At 49.1% G+C, this 964-nt stretch carries 1 protein-coding gene; it reads right to left on the reverse strand.

Translation table 11 applies throughout. The features are described from left to right. Positions 1-948: zona pellucida domain-containing protein (locus tag DK871_RS28385; protein ID WP_161907470.1), on the reverse strand; the 948-nt coding region annotated here is incomplete at its 3' end. Positions 949-964 lie beyond the last annotated feature (16 nt).

A 964-nucleotide genomic window follows, 5' to 3' on the forward strand; every position in this document is an offset into this window, starting at 1 on the left:
CACAAGGCACCCATGATTCTCAATGAAGGAATATCTCGGAACAGAAGTCACATCAGGTACTTGGGTGGCCACACAGCTGTCCACAAACACACGCAGTGGGACATGGTTGTACACCTTCACAGATGCCTCAATATTGATAGTGTCACCCAAGTAGTATATATTTGAAGGCCTCTGAAAGGACCAGTCATCAATCATGAGGCTCATGGAGAACACCAAGACATCCTCGCCAACCTCCGTTGAAGCGTAAGGAACCCAAGTTGGCCTCAGAGCATTACTGCTCACATTATGGAGCCTTTGATAGTGGCATTGAACGCCAACAACTGCACCCTCAGTACGGGTAATCGGCGTGCCAGCAAATGCCACAGGAGTGTAGGTAACCGCATAGGTGTAGACGAGCTCATCCTCGGTCATCATCAACACACTATTGCAGTCCTGCAGTGCATATTCAAAGATGAGCACCCCAGAGGCAGAGTCCTCACCAACAACAGGACAGCCTCCCATAGACAAACCACTTGGCTGGATCAGCTGACCATTGCTGAACATATCCTTCTTCACCTCCACATGAACCCGGTTCTCACTGCATTGAACAGCCACACTACTGGGAGTCACAGGTTGCCTCAACTGGAAGTTCGCCGCCAACTCACGTTGCACTTCTGGGACAACTGGAAACTTCCAGTCCAAAGGCTTGACTGGACCCTGCATCAGCTGCTTCTCCTGAAGACCAAGAGGCTCTTGCGCAAATCTTCTGGAGTCAAGAACCGGAAACTGATAATCCTTTTGGAAAGGATTCAAGAACCCTTGAGAAGAAAGAGCATGACCTCTGGAAGCCGGAGCTGATTGTGGCTTCATGCTGCTTGAACTTTGACGGTGTTTCAAACTTCCCCAGGCACTCTTCAGATCAAAAGCCACAATCACAACCAACACTAAAACACCTTGCAAGAAACCCATTCTAACAAACTTTGCC

It is taken from the genome of Pseudomonas sp. L13, assembly GCF_009935965.1.
In the GTDB taxonomy this organism is placed as follows: Bacteria; Pseudomonadota; Gammaproteobacteria; order Pseudomonadales; family Pseudomonadaceae; genus Aquipseudomonas; species Aquipseudomonas lactis.